Source organism: Micromonospora sp. HB375 (assembly GCF_017872985.1).
Lineage (GTDB): Bacteria > Actinomycetota > Actinomycetes > Mycobacteriales > Micromonosporaceae > Micromonospora > Micromonospora chalcea.
Genome location: NZ_JAGGJO010000001.1, coordinates 543483 through 561211 on the forward strand (window position 1 = coordinate 543483; position 17729 = coordinate 561211).

General features: G+C 69.2%; 13 protein-coding genes. 5 read left to right on the top strand and 8 right to left on the bottom strand.

What is annotated here, in order from left to right; genetic code table 11:
* The first annotated feature begins 80 nt into the window (after positions 1-80).
* Positions 81-560 (top strand): transposase, encoded by a 480-nt coding sequence (locus J3R08_RS02720; RefSeq protein ID WP_374102397.1) that lies wholly within the window; start codon positions 81-83, stop codon positions 558-560.
* On the opposite strand, the gene J3R08_RS02725 is transcribed toward J3R08_RS02720, so the two are convergent.
* Positions 557-3448, bottom strand: coding sequence for a restriction endonuclease (locus J3R08_RS02725; RefSeq protein WP_209959888.1), 2892 nt, complete (start codon positions 3446-3448; stop codon positions 557-559). The two genes, J3R08_RS02720 and J3R08_RS02725, sit on opposite strands and share 4 nt — an antisense overlap.
* A gap of 768 nt (positions 3449-4216) precedes the next feature.
* The gene (locus J3R08_RS02730; RefSeq protein ID WP_209959890.1) at positions 4217-5101 is read right to left on the bottom strand and encodes a replication-relaxation family protein; all 885 of its coding nucleotides are present in this window, start codon (positions 5099-5101) and stop codon (positions 4217-4219) included.
* A 1891-nt stretch (positions 5102-6992) separates the two neighbouring features.
* Here J3R08_RS02730 and J3R08_RS02740 point away from each other — a divergent pair.
* Entirely contained in the window at positions 6993-7484 is a 492-nt protein-coding gene (locus J3R08_RS02740; RefSeq protein ID WP_374102376.1) for a DNA-binding protein, read from the top strand.
* 68 nt (positions 7485-7552) lie between these two features.
* On the opposite strand, the gene J3R08_RS02745 is transcribed toward J3R08_RS02740, so the two are convergent.
* Positions 7553-8869, bottom strand: a complete 1317-nt coding sequence (locus J3R08_RS02745; protein ID WP_209959892.1) for a hypothetical protein — start codon at positions 8867-8869, stop codon at positions 7553-7555.
* A 286-nt stretch (positions 8870-9155) separates the two neighbouring features.
* Between J3R08_RS02745 and xerC the strand changes: the two genes are divergently transcribed.
* Both xerC and J3R08_RS31795 read left to right on the top strand, forming a co-directional pair.
* Positions 9156-10616 carry a tyrosine recombinase XerC gene (gene xerC, locus J3R08_RS02750; protein WP_209959894.1) on the top strand — a complete coding sequence of 487 codons (1461 nt, stop codon included), beginning with the start codon at positions 9156-9158 and terminating at the stop codon, positions 10614-10616.
* On the top strand, positions 10570-11082 hold the full coding sequence (locus tag J3R08_RS31795; RefSeq protein ID WP_245254662.1) for a class I SAM-dependent methyltransferase: 513 nt from the start codon (positions 10570-10572) through the stop codon (positions 11080-11082). Before xerC ends, J3R08_RS31795 begins: the two co-directional genes overlap by 47 nt.
* Here the strand turns inward: J3R08_RS31795 and J3R08_RS02760 are convergent.
* From J3R08_RS02760 to J3R08_RS02780, 5 genes are all read right to left on the bottom strand, one after another.
* On the bottom strand, positions 11002-12114 hold the full coding sequence (locus J3R08_RS02760; protein WP_209959896.1) for a tetratricopeptide repeat protein: 1113 nt from the start codon (positions 12112-12114) through the stop codon (positions 11002-11004). The two genes, J3R08_RS31795 and J3R08_RS02760, sit on opposite strands and share 81 nt — an antisense overlap.
* Positions 12115-12399: 285 nt before the next feature.
* Complete coding sequence (locus tag J3R08_RS02765; protein WP_209959898.1) at positions 12400-13050, bottom strand: GNAT family N-acetyltransferase; 651 nt, start codon at positions 13048-13050, stop codon at positions 12400-12402.
* 46 nt (positions 13051-13096) lie between these two features.
* Positions 13097-13780: a GPP34 family phosphoprotein gene (locus tag J3R08_RS02770; RefSeq protein ID WP_209959900.1), complete on the bottom strand. Its 684-nt coding sequence runs from the start codon at positions 13778-13780 to the stop codon at positions 13097-13099.
* A 14-nt stretch (positions 13781-13794) separates the two neighbouring features.
* Positions 13795-14808, bottom strand: coding sequence for an acetamidase/formamidase family protein (locus J3R08_RS02775; RefSeq protein ID WP_209959902.1), 1014 nt, complete (start codon positions 14806-14808; stop codon positions 13795-13797).
* Positions 14805-16211: an APC family permease gene (locus tag J3R08_RS02780; RefSeq protein WP_209959904.1), complete on the bottom strand. Its 1407-nt coding sequence runs from the start codon at positions 16209-16211 to the stop codon at positions 14805-14807. The genes J3R08_RS02775 and J3R08_RS02780 overlap by 4 nt, the downstream gene beginning before the upstream one ends.
* A 283-nt stretch (positions 16212-16494) precedes the next feature.
* On the opposite strand from J3R08_RS02780, the gene J3R08_RS02785 reads away from it, so the two are divergent.
* Positions 16495-17727 carry a helix-turn-helix transcriptional regulator gene (locus J3R08_RS02785; RefSeq protein ID WP_209959906.1) on the top strand — a complete coding sequence of 411 codons (1233 nt, stop codon included), beginning with the start codon at positions 16495-16497 and terminating at the stop codon, positions 17725-17727.
* Positions 17728-17729 lie beyond the last annotated feature (2 nt).

The following is a 17729-nucleotide window of genomic DNA, read 5'->3' on the forward strand; positions in this document are numbered from 1 at the left end:
CAGATCGAGGTGGGTTCCGGGCGGAGCTTCGCGGTGGCCGGGCCTCGTTTCGGTATGCTGGCCGGCAGCACTGGGACGCCATCACCAAAGCTCTCAAGCCCGTCTACACCGCGCCGACCGAGTCGGCTGCCCGGGCCCGGTTCGCCGAGTTCACCGAAGCTTGGGGCGACAGGTATCCGGCGATCGTCAGGTTGTGGGAGCAGGCATGGGCGGAGTTCGTGCCGATCTTGGCCTTCGACGCCGAGGTCCGCACCGTCGTCTGCTCCACCAACGCCATCGAGAGCGTCAACGCCCTCATCCGCCGGGCCGTCCGCGCCCGCGGGCACCTCCCCAACGAGGCCGCCGCGCCCAAGCGCGTCTACCTCGCCGTGATGAGCCTCGACCCCAGCGGGCAGGGCCGCCGACGCATGGACCATGTGCTGGAAACCAGCCCTGAACGCCTTCGAAGGACGCCTGTCCGCAGGCCGCAAGTAGCAGCCAACAACCCGAGTTACACCGTTCGTTCGTTTGACAGACCCGCCTATCCTCCGTCACCACCGAATGTGAGACAGGGCCGTTAGCGAGACAGCCCCCTGCTGGGATCGCGATAGCGGTTGCCGCCGTATGTGTGGAGAGCGCGGGCGACGAGGTGGCGGCGGGTATGGAGGGTGTTGAGGGGGCAGATGGCGACCGCGTTCAGGTTCGGCAGGAAGCGCGGTCCTTCGCCGCTGCTGGTGGACTCCGGGAACAGCTCAGGGTTGCTGCACCACCCCACGAGGTGGCGAGTGCCTGCTTCGAGGCGCATGATCTCGACGCTTTCCAGTGCCTGCCAGGGGAACCAGTAGGTCCCGCTGCGACTGTAGACCTGAATTCCCGCCCTGCCGATCTCCAGCTGAGTGGGGTTCCTGGCCATGTTGGCAAATCCTATGGTGGCAAAGATAAGCAAGGCGTCGAACAGGCCCAGCAGGGCCTTGGGGATGAGCGGGATGTGTGCTGTGGGAATGATGATCGCCAGCACGATGACCAACAGGGTGTTGATGCCGACGATCGTCCAGTACATGCCGCTGCTTGCGGCGAAGGCGGCGTATTCCGCGGGCGGGTTGCCTCGGTCCGGGCGGGATAGCACCCAGTCGCCGTGCTCGCGGGGCGGCTCGACCAGCGGCTCCTTCGGGGTGCTCGCTGCTTCAGCTCTGGGCGTGCGTCGATGTTCCGGAGGGGCTTGAGAGGGCGTTCGGTTCCGACGCGGAGGGTGACCGCCGTTGCTCAGCCGTCGCAGGTCCCAGATGGCGAACCAGAGGAGGCCGATGAAGGGGATTCCGAAGCAGGCGTTGCCGATCACCGCATTCGTCACGGTGTTCGGCTCCCACTGCCCGGTCACAGTGGTCCCGATCGCACCGATCTCGCATACCCCCACCACAAGTGTCACCAGCCACAAAAGACTGCGCCCGATCCACGTCCAGGTCCTCAACCTGCGGACCCGCTCCGCGATGGTTCGCAGGTCGGTGATGGTGTGTAGACCGAGCGGTAGGCCGGGCCGCGACAGTGGGGTACGAACCCATTGGCTGAGCGTCTCTCGATCCGGAGGAACGAGCCTGCCGCGGACAGCATCCTGCCAAGCGGCCCTCAACCCGTCGGCGAAGCCGACGACATAGGGCAGTGAGGGCGTGAGTTGTGCATGGGCCACGCGAGTGGGCGCGGCGTAGACCCCGAGAAACTGGGCGATCGAAGGTAACCAGTCCGGCACTGTCTCCCCGTCAGCAGCGTGCCCAGAAACGATGCGATCCCAGTGATCTCGCCACGGCCTCAACCAGCTCGCGATTTCGAAATTGGTGGCGAGGAGGCCCTCCAAGACGTACAGGGGAATAGCCACAGCCGCGGTCACGCCGTCTGCGTAGCCGTGGCGCTGCTCGGTGAGGCGCTCGTCGGCCGACATCCCGTGATTGACGCGCACGGCAGCATGCGCCGACGGTGGCAGTTCGATGGGGACTCGAACGGCTGGTGGTCCCGCGACCGGTTTCGCAGTTGCCCTAACCCTGCCTCGGGCAGGTGGAGTGGGCGCAACTGGGGAGACCCAGGGACCACTGCCACCGACCTCCGGTTCCGGTCGGTGAGAAACCTCCCCGTCGGCAGGGCGGCGGCCGAGCTCGACCTCCGCGACTGCGAAGTGACCCTCCTTGGCGAGGAGGCGCCCGATGACAAAGAGGGAATCGTCGCTGCGACCGACGAGCGCGCCGTGGAGCCCGGCCATGCTGCTGAGCCGGCCCAGCGGTCTGTGTTCTTGCGTGTCGAGATCGAGCCGCATCAGCGTCAGATCATCCGATAGCGTGACGACCTGCCGTTCGTTCAGGGCGGTCAGTGCGCGCACACGTCCTGCTGGTGCCAGCAGGCGTCGTTCCACGGTGAGCTGCGATGACAGTAGGAGGAGGTCGGCTCCGTCCGACACCACCAGTCTGGTAGTGGTCAGCCAGGCTGCCGCCGTGACCGCAAGGGGCAGCTCGTACCATTTTTCATCGCCGACTTGCGTGCCCAGCCTGATGAGGCGAGCCGAAGCTGCCCCTGCCGATCCTCGATCAAGACACCAGGCTGATCCGTCGGGATTCATCAGCAGGTGGCTGTCGTCGAGGTTCGCTGCGCCACTGGAAACCACGGTCAGCTGGCCCGTCGCCCACCGGCCAACGCCATGTCCCCGGGCTATGAGAAGCACCTCATCCGCCATGGCCAACGAACAGTTGTTGCAGCCGAAGACAGGTGCAACCCATTTGGAACGTTGAGCTGGCAGGTCCACCGCGAGAATGCCCTGTTCGAGGGTCAGCAAAGGTCTGCCGCCCGGGTCGACGGCGACTCCCGCCCTCCGCGCATCGGCATGATCGACGGCACCGACGGTGAAGACTTGCAGCTGCATCCCGTCCGTGCCATTCGCTACCGGCTCGCGCGTCACTCTGGGCGTCTCGGGTCGATGCTTCAGGAGTTCGTTGAGTGGTGTGTAGGCGCGGCCTTGGAAGGACGCGGCGTCAGTGATCAACTCGAAAAGTTCCTGTGGCGGCACGAAACCGCTGAGCATCGCCTCCCAATGGGACTGGTCGAGCAACAACACATCCAGACGCCGGCCCTTGTCGACTTCGTCTATGGCCTCGTCGGTGAAACCTTTAATCGCCAGGAAGACCCCGGTCACCCCTGCCATGCGTTGCTCGACGCGTCGTTGGAGCTTCGCGATCGGCCCCGTCCCCGTCTTGGCCTGCTCCCACTTGGCCTCCAGGATGTAGCGCCGGCCCGCGTGGTTGAAGACGACGTCCAACTCGCCGACGCCCCGCTGGTCCGACTTCGCTCGCAGGCCAAAGCTCGTCAGGAGCTCGGCGATCATCCCGTTAAACCGCTGGCCACGCGCTTGTCGAGTCAGCCCGGAGCCCGGCTGGCGAAGCGCACCGTACTCGGCAACAAGCCTGCGCCATCTAATCGGATCCTCAAGCACCACTACATGCTGTCGCCTCACGCTCACTGGTCAACAACCACACGGACAAAGAACCGACCAGACAGGTCCAGTCAATGTTGAGACCAGACCCGTGGCCGGCGTGGTGGCCAACATGATCGATCGGCGCCGAGCCATCAACAAGATCAATAACAGAATGTGTGCCAGAGCACCGTGTGAGGCGGCGTTGACACGTTGGTCGTCAGGGGGATGGCCGGTGGGGTGTCGGTGTTACGCGGCGTGTCGCCGTGATGTGATCGGTCTTCGCCGGGGTCCAGGATCAGGCAGTTCGGTAGCCGGGGCTGGCTTGGGTGTCGTGAACCAGCCGATGAAGTCCCTGCTGCGTGGCGTTGGTGGTCTTGGTGCCGCTTCGTGGCGTACCGGCAGGGGTGCGGGGTTGGTGGGGCGTGTGGCTGTTCGGGCGAGTGTGAGCGCTCGGCGGGCGTTGGATGCCGCGGTGCAGATGCCGGTTTGTTCGGCGCACTGCAGGTTGCGGCAGTTGCCGTCGTGTTCAGGTTGGTGGGCGGCGAGGACGTCGATGGCGAGGCGCCATAGCAGGGGGTCGGTGATGTCGTCGGGTACTGCGGCGAGGCGTCCGGGTCGTTCGCGGTGAGGCTTGGGCATCGGTAGGCCCTTCGTCGGGGGCACCTTCATGGGCGGTTGCCTGATGCGCGGTGGTCACGGTGTCGCCGCGCGTCGGCTCTGGCGGGAGCCATCCACGCTCACCTCTTGGTGAAGGTCAAGTCGCCGGGGAGGTCGCCGCCGGCTTGGTCAGCTCGATGGCTTGTGGGTGGTTGGCGGGGTGGAGGTGGTGGTGGCGAGGTCGGCGAGGGTGAGTGGGCCGGGGTGGCCGTGGAGTTGCCAGATTGGTCCGGCGGGGCTGTGGCGGGTGTGGGTGGCGTGGTCGCGGCTGGCGGTGGCTACGGGAACGGTGAGGGGGGTGGTGGTGAGGTGTTGGTGGAGGTGGTGGGCGCGGGTGGCGGAGTGGAGCCAGAACAGCACCGGCCAGCGGGGGCCGCCGGCGGCGGCGAGTTGTGTGTAGCCGATGAGTTTGCGCATCAGTTCGGTCAGGGGTTCGGTGCCGGTGTCGTATTCGAGGAAGAACGGCAGATGTGCGCCGTGGGTGGTCCAGATGCCGTGGCCGTCGGGGCGGATCGGGGCGGCCAGGGCGTGCAGGGCCACGGGGTCGCCTGGTCGGGCGAACGCGCCGGTTTGTGCGCAGCGGGACTCTGGCCACCAGCGGGTGAGGGCGTGTGCTGGGTGGGTGCGGGCGTGGCCGGCGAGGTCGGTGAAGAAGGCGTTGACGCCGAGTCGGTGGTTGAGGGTGCGGGCGGCGGTCCAGCGCCGCCGGTTCGTTTTGGCGTGGCCGGGGCGGGGTGGGGGTTGGTCGCGTTGGGCGGCGACGACTTCCGCGCCGAGTTGGTCGATGACGTAGTGGAAGGGGAACGAGCCGCCGTCGGGGCGGAAGGGCCGGAACCGGTCGATGACCCGTAGTGCGGTGAGCCGGGCGAGTCGGTGTTGGGCGAAGTCCAGGGACGGGAACAGGGCGTGGGCGAGCTGCGGTGTGGTGAACACGCCGTGGTCGGTGAGCCATTCGAGGAGGAGATGGTCGCGGGTGGTGAGGACGGACTGCACGCGCAGGACGTGGTCAGGCACGAGGGTTTCCTTCCGAGTTTCGCGGTAGGGCAGAGATGACACCGGTGGTGTCTCTGAGCACCGGGGCGGGACTGTCACACCGGCCCGGTGCTGCGCTGACAGACGCCGGTGCGGGTCCGTGTCACCGTCCACCTGAAGCGGGACCCCGAACTGGTGGGCAGCGCGGACCGGAACACGGACAGCAACCCGGACCGAGCCGAACACAGCGCTGATGACCCGTCGAGGCAACGCCTCGCGGGAGACACCTGCAGGGCAGGGGAGCGCGGTGAACCTCGGGAGGAGCTCGTCCTCCCGTTCGGGTCAGCGGTGATCGATGAGGTGTCAGCGCATGAACGTGGCGCGGCACCCGAGGCGCCCGGTCCCGTGTCGGCCATCTGTCCCGGCCCGGCGGCGGGCGGAACCAACCCTCCGCATGGCGCCGTGGTGGCGTCGGAGGAGTTCCGCACCCTCAAACCGGCGTTTGTGAGCCGTGGCGAACACCTGCCGGTCCCACAGTGTTCCGACACGACCTCACCGATGTCTGACAGCCGTGGTCAGCGGCCCGGTCTGACGCTCATGTCGCTTCGGGGCGGACCGCTGTGGGCGTCGGCGCGGGAGTGCTGCAGCCGCCGAGCGTCGTCCGATGGGCGTCACTGTCAGGTCGGTGAGGTTCCCGACTGGCGATCCGACAGTGAGCGCGACGACCTTCCCGCGCCGGGCCCGGTCGTCGCGGGTGGGAAGTGTCGGTTCGTCGTACGCGGTTGCCGGTCCGACCAGGAGGTCGGTCTCGCGCCGGGACCGCCGGCGGGGATGGCCGGTGGTCAGGCCGCCACCAGCGTCAGCGCCGCGTACGGCGCCAGGGCGACCGCGGTGATGACCCAGGCGGGCCCGTCGTGGCGGGCGCGGCGGATCAGCTCCCGCCACACCACTTCCCGCACCGGGGGTGTTCGAGCAGCCACTGCCGCAACGCCGGCAGCGCGACGACACCCCCGGGCAGACCGGTGTCCTCGCCGAGCTGCCCGACCCAGCGTGTCGAGGTCCAGTGACAGCGGGTTGGGGTCGCACGTCAGGTCGGCGAAGGCGGTGTCCACGGCGTCCAGAGGCGAGTCGGGCCAGCCGGCGGCGGAGATCATGTCACGATCTCCCATGTCAGCGGCAAACGTCGATGACGGGCCGGAGCGGTACGGCCGGCACGCCTGACCGCCATTGCGCCACCGTGGTCTCACGGATTCCTGACAGCGCAGGCTGCGTAGGAAGGGACACCGGTTCGGCGGGGTCCGCCGCCCGTCGTGCACCGCTCACTGACGATCGACGTCGACGTGCGTCATCGTTTCGACAAAGCCACGCTGACCTGCCCGTTGACACGATCTCGCAGCGCCACACGTTGACCGACGACGAGTGCGACCGGGTAAGGCGCAGCGGTGTCAGACCGCGACCGGCTTCACCGCCGCCTATCGGTATCCCCTCGGGCGCCGCGCGTCGGCGTGCCCGGCTGGCAGCGTCCGCCCGGCTGGCCGTGACGGTCTGACGAGCCGCCGTCCGACTGGCAGGCCCGGAACCGGTGTCCTCGGTGACGCCGCTGCCGCCCTGGGACCCGGACAGTGGTCTGACAACGCCGGCCAGCACCCCTATGCCATCGGCGTACGTCGCTGTCATGGTCGAGGTGGTCGTAACCCTGGGTGTCTGACAGAGCTGGGTTGATGGTGGGCTCTGACAGTCTCCTGACGCTGATCCGACGTAGTGGCGCCGGCGTCTGCAAGGGTGTCCCCGGGGGTCAGGACAGCCATGCGGACGGAGACCCGCTGTCAGACATCTGCGAGATCACCGTGAGAGGGGCAGGTGTTCGCCACGGCTGACAAACACCGGTTTGAGGGTGTCAGCGCACCACGGCGCGGCGCGGAGCCGACACCACATGAGCGAGCACACGCCGCAGCACCACAACCCGCATCCCGATCCCACCGTCGACACCGGTCCGCCGGCCGGGGTCGATCCGACACCGACCGAACTGGTCGCCGGCGACCCGCCGGTACCGCTCATGCGATCAGCACGACGAACCCGCAGGCCCGCCCCCGCCGCCAACCCACGGAGCGACGCCGCAGCTTGTACGTGGACCACGGAGCGCATCCTGGCGCTTGGGGCTACCACGGACCTCGCCACCGCCGCCGCGATTCTCGGCATCTCCCGTTCGGCGGCCTACAAGCTGGCCGCCCGCGACGCGTTCCCGGTGCCCCTGTTCCGGGCCGGCGTGTACTACCGCGTGCCGACCGCCCCGATCCTGCGGAAACTGCACCTCGAGTCCCCGCCGGTATCGACGTCTGGTGACACCGACAGGGTGGGTGCCGACGAGACCGACGGGCATTCGGGCGCGGACAGGGACACCACGGGCTGCAGGCCACCGCCGTAACCCCGCCCGGGTAGTACGCATTGTTCGCCGGCACGGCTTCGTACGCCGTGCCGGTGCAGTCGCCCTGGCTACTGCTCGACGGCGCGGGAGAGGAGCCGGACCAGGGCGCGGCGCAACACTCGCTCGATGTCATCCACGACCGCTGACAGGTCATTTGTCGGCTGGCCGGTGAGGGTGTGCAGTTCCTGCCTGCTCGGGTCGTCGCCGTGCATTTCGTCGTTGCGGAGCCGGTATCCCAGACGCAGGAGGGCCTCGAGTCGCTCGGGCGGCGCCTGCAGGACAGGGTCGTCCGCCAGGAGCGCGTTCGCTCCGTCAACGACCTTGTCCTGCTTCCAACGATCTGCCGGGAGGCCTGGCAGTTTGATGAACAGCACTTCGGCGCAGATGATCAGGTCGATGAGCCGGTCGGTCGGTACCCGGTCGGCCCCGGCCAGGACCAGCCGGCGCAGCGCGGTTTGCAGACCCCGGTTCTCCCGGACCGCGGGATGCGCGAGGAGGGCGTACACCTCGCGCGCCGCCTCAACCTGCTCTCGCCCAAGGATCGTTGGTCGCTTCTCGTCGAAGGTGGGTAGCGCCGACAGTGACGCCGTCGGCCCCATGCCCTGGGGAAAGTCGTCGTCCGGTGGGCAGCGGATCGCCCGAGTCGCGGTGACGGACCCGCCGCACACCAGCCGCAGCGCAGCCACGAGGCGGCTGGCTGGCTCGGCCAGCGCGCCAGAATCCGGTGCCGTCGGGTGGGCGGGCATGTCCGTCGACGAGCACACCGGGTACGAGGTGCGGCGGGTCAGGGCCCACTGGTGGAATCGCGACACGGTCACCGAGGTCGGGCCGCCCGCGAAGGTGATCGGCACCGCGAGGTAGCCGATCGCGGCGCTCATCTGCCGGTCGCTCATCGCCTGCAGCACCAGGCCGTCCGGCAACGTGACCGCCTCGACGCCCGCGGTGGGGGTGAAGGCGTTGAGCGGGACCACCTCGACCAGCCGCGCCCGCGTGGCCAGCAGGCCGTCCTCCAGCAGGCTGTACGCGGCGTCGACGGCGTCCTGGTCGAACCGGTAGCCCCCGGCGGCGGCAACCATGGGTTCCAGGACGTGCTTAACCAGCGTCCACCCCAGTTGCCGGTGGGTGAGGGCGAACTCCACGCCGACGAGGCAGTCCACCCGCTCGCGCAGCACCTCATCGGCGGCCACGACGGCCCGCACCGCCGCCATTTCGGCGAAGGCGTCCAAGAACCGGTAGTCGGTGACCCGGCCCGGCATCTGCCAGGCGCCGCGGCGGATCGCAACGAACGACTCCTGCCCGTGGCGGTGCCACTCGCCGAAGTCGGGAACGGCCGCGAACACCGGCACGCCGTCGCGAGCGGCCAAATCGCCGAGCACCGCCGCCATAACTGGCCCACTGCCGCGTGCAGCTGTGGACGCGGCACCCGGCCCCTCGCCACGTCATCTGCCGCCACCACTGGCCGTCCTCCATGCCCGATCTCACGCGAACCGGACAGGATCCCAGACTCCCCCAGCAGGGCGCATCTGACGTTCGCCGGTCACCGGCCCCAGCGCATGGACCACCCACCGGACCTGGCACCGCGGCGACTTGATCCTGCCCGCCGGTCACGCGTGGATGTCGATCGACCAAACCGATGCCCCACCACCCAGACGAACGGGAGCACCACCACCGATGCCAGACGGAAGCATCTTTAAGCGCTGCGGCTGCCGCCACCCCGACACCGGCAAGCCCCTGGGAAACGACTGCCCGAAACTACGCCGCGCGAACCGCGCCTGGAGCTCCGACCACGGCCACTGGGCCTACCAGCTCGAACTACCACCCACCACCGACGGCGGACGCCGACAGCTACGCCGCTCCAGCTTCCCCACCCGCCGTGCCGCCGCCGACGAACTCGACCACGCCCGCGACCTGCTCGCCCTCGCCACCGGCGACCGGCGCCGCCGCACCGAGATCGCCGACCTGCTGCAAACCGCCGTACGCGCCAAACGTCCCCTGCCCGAGGTCGACCGCATCCGCCAGCGGCTGCGCGGCGACGGCGCGCTGGCCGACATGCCCACCGTCGCCGAGTACCTCACCGGCTGGCTGACCCACCTCACGGTCGACGCGAACACGCAGCGCGGCTACGAATCGATCACGCGGGTCCACCTGATCCCACACCTGGGCGACATCCCGCTGGACAAGCTGCGCACCACCCACATCCGCGCCATGTTCGCCGCCATCGAGCGCCGCAACGACGAGATCGCCGCCGCGAAAGCGAGCACCGACCCCGCCGTGCGCGCGTCCGTCACCGGCGTGCGACCCACCGGCGCCACCACCCGCCAGCGCATCCGCGCCTGCCTGCGCAAGGCCATCAACGACGCCCTCGCCGACGAACTCATCGTCGGCGCCAACCCCGCCGCCCTGGTCAAGGTCCCCGCCGACCGGCCCCTACCGATCGTGTGGGAGGACGAACGCGTACGGCGGTGGAAGACCACCGGCGAGGTCCCCGGACCGGTGATGGTCTGGACCGACTCCCAGGTCGTGCAGTTCCTCGACTACGCCGCCGCACACGCCCCCGACCTGCACCCCATGTGGCACTACATGGCCTACCGCGGGCCCCGCCGCGGCGAGGCGTGCGGCCTGCGCGACAGCGAGGTACGCCTGCACCGCCGCGAGACCACCATCAACAACCAGATCGCCACCCACGGCTACACCGCCGTCCAGAAACCACCGAAAAGCAGAGCCGGAAACCGCGACGTCGCCCTCGACACCGACACGACCAAAGTCCTCACCGCCTACAAGGCCCGCCGCGCCGCCTGGCAACTCGCCGCCGGCGACACATGGCCCGACACCGGCCTGTTCTTCGTCCGCCCCGACGGCAAGCCGTGGCACCCCAACGCCGTCACCCAACGGTTCCGCAAACTCGTCCGCAAAGCTGGGCTGCCCCCGATCCGGCTGCACGACCTGCGCCACAGCGCCGCCACCATCGCCCTCGACGCCGGCGTCGACATCAAGGTCGTCTCCGAGCAACTCGGCCACTCCACCACGACCCTGACCCGCGACACCTACCAGAGTGTCACCAAGCGGATGCACCAGGACGCCGCCGATGCGGTCGCGAAGAAGATCAACCGGAAGCGCCGCAAGGCGGGGTGAAACCCACCTCCATCGAAGCGGCAGCGGACGACCGCGTGCGGCCAGGCCCGGCCCCGGTCACCTAAGCGAATACGCTCGCGACGTAAGCGGTGACGACCAGCGGCTGAGCCGGCGGGGCAGCTTCGACGAGGACCCGGACAACTACCAGGCGGCCCGGCCGGGATACCCGCCGCGGGTGTACGAGGTGCTTGCCGAGTGCGGGCTGCGACCAGGCGCGCGCGTCCTGGAGATCGGACCTGGAACAGGGCAGGTGACCCGCCCCCTCGTGGACGCCGGCACGTCGGTGCTGGCGGTGGAACTCGGTGGCTGGCTGGCGGCCCGGCTGCGAACGAACCTGACGGGCCAGGACGTGACCGTTATCGAGGGCGACTTCGCCACTGTGCCGCTACCCGACGACACCTTCGACCTGGCGGTCTGCGCCATCGCCTTCCCCCGGGCCGGTAGCTGTGGTGTGCATGCGGTATAGGACGGCTGTCATGCGCGCGATGGCGGGGTGGCGGGGATGGACACGGCGGTGGTCGGCGATGGTCCGGGCGAGGAGTTGCTGCGCCGGTTCCTGGCGGCCGTGTTCGTGCAGGACGACGGCGAGGGTGGCTTGGGTGGCGAGGGTCGGTAGTGCGTAGGGTCCGTCGGCTTGGGTGTGGTGGCGGATGAGGTCGCTGTAGCAGTCGGCGGCGGCGGTGAGGTTCCCTGCGGCGCGGTGGGTGGCGGCCAGGACGCGTAGGGCGGCGCGGACTTCCGGGTTGGTGGGGTCGCGGAGAAGGTGGCGCAGGCTGCGGTGTCCCCACTGGGCCCAGGGGAGCGCGGCGGTTGGGTCGCCGTTGGTGAGGGTGAGGGTGGCCAGGAGCGCGGCGGCGCGGGCGGTCGCGGTGTCGAGGGCGAGCCGGCTGTTGGTGGGGTCGATGTGCAGGAGCCCGCTGTGCAGGACGTCGATGGCACGCTCGGGCGTGTTGCCGGCGGCGTGGCGCTGGGCCAGGTGCAGACGCTGGGCCATGGCCATCATCGGGCCGGTGATCTGCCTCGAGACGGCCCGCCAGGTGATGTGCAGGTCCGTGCCGGTCGCGGCGACGGTGACGCGTTGGATCGGGCCGAGCGCGTAGGAGGCGGCCTGGGTCGTCTTGCCGGGTGGGACGAGGTGTGGGGTGCGGTGCAGGATCACTGCGGCAACGGCGTCGCGGATCTCGTCGGCCGGCACTGGTGTGCGACCGCAGGACGGCGCGCACAGGTATGCCCTGCCGTAGCCGGGCAGTTGGATGAGGATCATGGATCGTGCGCAGGTGTGGCAGGCCAGGAGGTCGGGTGGCACGGGCGTGGCCTGCACGGCGCGGGCCCGCGAGACCCATTCCTCGACCGTCGCCGGTGACAGGCCGTTGCTGCGGGCGGTGTGCCGGGTCGCTTGGTGTAGGCCGTGGACGGCGGCGTGCTCGATGGTCGCGGCGACGACCTCGGCGACGAAGGCGGGTGTCCACGCGGGGAGGACTGTTGTCCGCGTCGGCATCGGCATTCCTTCCCGGGGTTCATGGTTGCGTTCAGGCGGTGGTAGTAGCGCCGGGTTTGTGTAGTTCGTACCGGCCCCTAGACGGCGCATGTGAGCGGAGGGTGTGGCCGGCGACGACAGTGGGGGGCTGTCGTCGCCGGCCACTTCGGTCGCCGCTGCCCTCCCTCTACGGGCGGGCGACCGGCTTGAACGCCCCGATGTGGCCCAGCGCAGATGGTGGACGGCGACGCGGAGCGGCAACAGAGAGGTGGTGCGAGCTGCAACCTGGCCGCCGAAACCTAGGGCCTAGCGTTGGGCGTCGGACTGCGCCCGCGCTGGCTTGGCGGTGTTCAGGGGCCAGGAGCCGCGGTTCGGGTGAGGGTTGCGGCGCATTGGGGCGATGACGGGCCCGTCGGGCAGGGTGAGCGCGGGCCTCGGGAGGTAGCCGTACCGGCGGTACACGTCCTGGCTGTTGGGGGTGGTTTCGGTCCAGGAGGGCATGTCGATGCTGTCGAGGCGGCTCTCGTGGTGGGTGAGCATCGCCGCGCCGATACCGCGCCGCTGGGCGGCGGGAAGAACGGCGAGAACTGCGAGGTGGTAGTGAGGTTCGGTGGGTCGGACCTGGGTGAGTATGTGGTCGAGGAGTTCGAACTGGCGCGCGTGCGGGCCGGCGGCGTCGGCCAGTCGGCTGCGGTAGTTCGACGGTGGCGGGATGCTGCGGTAGCGGTGAAACCCCATCGCCGCGGCGCTGAGGTCGTCGGTGATCTGGATGTCGCCGAAGAACATGGCGTGTTCCACCCAGATCACCGCCACGTCGGCCAGGGTCCGCCGCCGGCAGGTCGGATCGGGCACCAGCCATTGGGCGAGCGGCCCGGCATGCAGGGCGTCGGCGATCAGCGCGGCGACCGGTTCCTTGTCCGCCCAGCGGGCGGCACGGATACGCGGAACGACGTGCATGAGGTGTCTCTCCAAGGGCAGCGGAAACGGGTGGGGTGATGAGGACTCACCGGTAGGTGGCGGTGGCGAGGTCACCGACGGCGGCGTCGACCGCGGCGGTGATGTCGCGTACCTGCCGGTGGTGCTGCGCGGCGATGGTGCGTAGCTGCACGGTGAGGGCGGCGGTGTCGTCGGCGAGGTACAGGTGGTTGGTCAGGCCGAGGGTCGCGACGAGGCCGCCGAGGGCGGCGGTGTGGTTGTCGGGCTGGTCACGGCCGGCGGCGATGTAGTGCAGCCGGGCGCGGGCGACGACCGGCCACTTCAGGTCCGTGGGCAGGTAGCGGTCGGTGCGGGCGAGCCCGCCGAGGCGGCGGCGCACGTCGTGGCGCAGGATCCCGCCGGCGTGCAGGCCGGCGCGGGTGCGGTCGTACAGGTCGGCGGCGAACCCGCGCAGCCACCCCCGCAGCGGCGGGGCCGGATGGGCGTAGCGGATCGATGCCAGGGCGGTGTCGGCGATCAGATCACCGACCGGGCGGTCCAGGTGCAGCCACAGCCGCTGCTCCCCGCCCGGCCCGGTGTCATCGGTGGTGTCGAGGGCGATCCGCCCGGCGAGGAACAGGTCGATGAGAACCGCACCAGCCAGGCCGAGGGCGAGGGCTTGGCGGTGGATGTGCGGCTGGCCGGTGTCGTCGTCGTGGCCCAGCAGGAACAACTCGTCCCGCAACGGCAACTGCGGGATGGACGAGGTCATCTCGATCCCGTCCCCTACCGCGGCCCGCTGGCGTGCTGCCGCAGGCGGGCGTGCACCCCGGCGTAGGCGGCCTGCGGCTGCGGAAGCAGCAGCTTGTCGACGGCGGCGAGGATCGTGTAGTTCGGGTCGCAGACGTTGCCGATCGGCGCCCGTCCCGCCTGCGACACCAGCTGGTACGCGTCGAGCTGCTCCAGGCCGGTGAGGTCACCCACCCAGCCGACCAGGTCGCGGTGCGCTATCCGGTAGGCGTCCTCCAACGGGCGGGCGCAGCCGACCGACATGATCGACGTGTCGGTCTCCAGACGGGGCCACACCGTCGGGACGCCTTTGATGACCTCGATGATCAGGGTGGTGGTTGTGGCGATCTCCACCCCGACGCCGCAGGCCTCACCTTCGCCCTGGCGGGCGTGGCCGTCGCCGAGGGCGAGCATCGCCCCGTGCACATTCACGCCCAGGTACAGGGTGGTACCGGCGCGCAGCTCCGGGGTGTCGAGGTTCCCGCCATGGCTGTCGGGCACGATGGTCGACCGCGCCTCGAAACCGCCCGGGGCCACGCCGATGGTGCCGATCATCGGGTCCAGCGGGAGGTCGACCGTGTGGTCGGTTTCGGTGGCGTGGAAGCGGACCGTGCCGGCCTGCTGGTCGATGTCGTACACCCACACCCGCTCATCGAGAGGCGGCTGCAGGGTCGCCGTGTGCGAGGTGGAGGTCAGTGCCCCGAAGTGCGGGAACGTCGAGGAGACTCCCCAGTCGCGGGCCGGAACGATCGAGGCGAGGTGGACGGCGAGGGTGTCGCCTGGCTCTGCGTCCTCGATGAAGAACGGCCCGGACACGGGGTTCAGGTAGGGCATGCGGCACACCTGCGACGGCAGGTCCGCCGGGCCGCGGACGAGGCCGCCGAAGCAGTCCTCGGTGTGTACCTGCAGCACGTCGCCGGAGCGGATGTGGGCTACGGGCATCCGGCCACCGAAGGTGTAGGCCAGCTCGTCGCGGGCGGGCCGGTAGCTGATCGCGTCCATGTTCGTCACACCCGTTCGACGTGGCGGGCCTGCGGCTGCGCTGGCGCCAGACCCGACAGGGCGGGCCGGCGGCCGGACAGGTACAGGCCGGCGAGTACGACCATGCCGAGGGCGAGCCAGGCCAGACCGAGGCGCTGCGCGGCGATGTTGGCGTTGACCACCACGTAGGTGAGGATCGCGAAGCCGATCCCGGGCATGACGAGGTGTGCCCACCAGTTGCGGCTGCGCTGGCGGATGAGGTGGTGCACGACGACGGAGACGTGCAGGACCAGGAACGCGACCATCGCCCCGAAGTTGATCAGCGACGACAGCAGCGTGATCCCGTCCGCGCGGGTCGCCATGTACAGGCCCAGCGTGAGGGACACGGCGCCGGTGAGCAGGGTCGCGTTGATTGGCACGTTGCGGCGGATCGACACCTTCGCCAGAAAGGCCGGGAGCTGCCGGTCCCGGGCCATCGCGTACAGCAGCCTGGACGTGGCGACCTGCGCGACCATCGAGTTCGGCAGGCCCCACGCGATCGCGGTGGCGACCGCGCACAACGTCGCCAGCCAGCCTCCGCCAGCCACTTGCGCGGCGTCGTAGAAGGCGGTGCCGTTCGGATCCCCGTCCGTGAGCAGCGAGGCCGGCTCGGGGACGAGCATCGCGGCCAGCCAGGTCTGGGCGATGAACAGCACGCCGGCCAGGATGAGGACGGCGGCCATGGCACGGCCGATCTGCCGGGAACCGCCCTTGGTCTCCTCGGCCAGCATGGAGATGCCGTCGAAGCCGAGGAATGACAGCACCGCGATCGACACCGCCCCCGCGACGAGGGACCAGGTGAAGGTGTCGGCGTTGTAGAACGCGTCCCAGCTGAACCGGCCCCTGCCCGAGGCGAGGGCCCAACCGGCGACGGCGAGGAAGATTGCCAGGACGATCAGCTCGCCGACGAGCATCACCCGGGTCACCATCGCGGTCATCCGGATCCCCACCGAGTTGACGACCGTGTTGACCGCGACGAACCCGAGCAGCCACAGCCACACCGGCACCGCGGGCACGGTGGAGTGCATCGCTACCGACGCCACGAGGTGCAGCAGGCCCGGTACGAGGACGTAGTCGAGCAGGATCACCCAGCCGGCCAGGAACCCGACCGGCGCGCTGATGCCTCGGCCGGCGTAGTTGTAGACGCTGCCTGACATGGGGAACGCCTTGACCATCTGCGCGTACGAGAACGCGGTGAACACCAGCGCGACCACGCCGACCGTGTACGCCAGGGCCACCATCCCGCCGGAGCCGGTGTACACGCTTCCGAAGATCGCCATCGGCGCGATCGGCACCATGTACACCAGGCCGTACGCGACCAGGTCCCGGAACCGTAGTTGACGGCTCAACTCCTGCCGATAACCATATTTGGAGAGGTCATTCTGGAAACTCATCAGACTCCTCAAGCTTTTGGGTCCTGGCTAATCACGCTGTTTCGCAGCCCACTCGTCAGCGAAGGCAAATGATTCTTCGATCTTGAACCGCCCCAAACGATTTCGTGGAGCATGCGAACGGGTATCTCGGCAACGAGAATTGCCCACCGGGCCAGGTGAGTCGATACCGTTGATGCGGACATACGGTGTTGTCCGCATGCAACTGTCCGCGTAGCGTTCGACCACGTACGGTCAGACCTGTCCGGATCCGGCAGCGACGGACAGACGGCACCCAGGAGTACCGGTGGCGCAAACTCCACGACGACTGACCCCGCATCGATCGGCGCTGCATGGGTTCGGTGCCGCGCTTCGGCAGTGGCGCGAGCGCCGCGGGCTGTCCCAGCGTGCTCTAGGCAGGCTGGTGCACGTCAGTGGGGACCTCATCGGCAAGGTGGAGAAGGCCGAACGTTGGCCGTCCGCCCGCTTCGTCGAGTCGTGTGAGGGCGCACTGCAGACAGGTGGCGAGCTGGTCCGCTTCCTGGCAGACCTGGAGAGTGCGCGCCGCCTCACCAGTGTCGGCTACCGCTTGGCCGAGGGCGCGGAGGGCCAACTCCGGGCCTCCATCGATCACCCCGACAAGACCGACCTGCTCCGCTCGTGGCACGAGCAGCTCGCCAGTCTGGCCGTTGCCGGAAACCGCACCGGATATGTAGGGATGGCGTCCACTGCCCATGCGCAGATTGGCGTCGCAGCCGCCATCGGGCGGCGAAGCCGTTCAGCCGACCGCCGAGATGTACTAATCGCGCAGGCGCTGTGGGCGGAGTTCCTCAGCTGGATCGACGAGCAGGGCGACGCCGCCGAGGCTGACGCCTGGCTGCGACGCGCCCAGCGGCACGCCGTCGAAGCGAACGCGCCAGCGCTTGCCAGCTATGTCCTGATGAGGCAGAGCCAACGAGCCCTTGAGCGCTTCGACCCGCGTAATGCTGCTGCCTTGGCGCAGCGGGCGCTGGACGAGGTCCGGTTACCAGGCCGCATCCGCGCTCTACTGCTGGTCCGCCAGGCCCAGGCCTACGCGATGGGAGGTGACCAGAACGCCTGCGCAGCCACCATCGACCAGGCGCACAGGATCGCCGGCCGCGCCGATTGGGGCTCGGCGTTGCCGGTCGATGTTGGTGCCCACTGCGACCTGGTGTATGTGGCTGCCCACGAAGCGCAGTGCCGTCTGCTCCTCGGTCAACCGGCGGCTGCAGCCGATCTCTACGAGCAACTCCTGCGCCAATGGCCAGATCAGTGGCGCGTCGATGAGGCCCTGTGGCGATCGGCCTTGTCCACCGCCTACGTCAACAGTGGCGACGTTGAGCGCGCAGCGGTCGAGGCCACCAACGCATTGGCCTTGGCCACGGGTACCTCGTCCGCGCGGGCTCTGCGCTGGTTGAACCCGACGGCGGTGGCCCTGCGCCAGCAGACAGCCGTTCCGGAGGCGGCGACCTTCGTGCGCGCCTATCGGCAGGCCACTCTTGAAGCGTGCAACCATTAGCC